The organism is Allobaculum fili (assembly GCF_020969955.1).
GTDB lineage: Bacteria > Bacillota_I > Bacilli_A > Erysipelotrichales > Erysipelotrichaceae > Allobaculum > Allobaculum fili.
The window spans coordinates 1-373 of the sequence record NZ_JAHDSX010000120.1 but is presented as its reverse complement, the minus strand read 5'-3'; the positions used below and the strand labels follow the sequence as shown (position 1 = coordinate 373).

The following is a 373-nucleotide window of genomic DNA, read 5'->3' as shown; positions in this document are numbered from 1 at the left end:
CTTGCCTCTGGCAATCCAAAGAACATGGCCGGTTTCCAGATCGATGATATGGGTGGCGTATTTATGGCCGTTATGAAGCTTGAATTCATCGATAGCCAGATATCGACTGCAGGTATCGGGTTTCTTCAGCACTGGTCCGAGTTCCGTCTGATCCGTATAAAGCCTGCTCAGCCTGGCTTTATCAATCTCGCCAACGAGATGAGCTCCGACACCAGTCCGCTCAGCGATTTCCTTCAGGGTATAGCAGCCGCTTGCCAGCAGATCTTCAATGTACGATTCGAGAGCTGTAGTAATCGTATGCTTCTGTGCTCTGAATGGAATAGATCGCATTTGTGTATGATGGCCGTTCTCGCAGAAGAGGCGCTGAACCTTC

Annotated in this window: 1 pseudogene; it reads right to left on the bottom strand. The window is 49.9% G+C overall.

The window, feature by feature from the left end:
• Positions 1-330, bottom strand: a pseudogene (locus Afil_RS10775) (ISL3 family transposase); the annotation flags it as partial.
• Between the last annotated feature and the right edge of the window lie 43 nt (positions 331-373).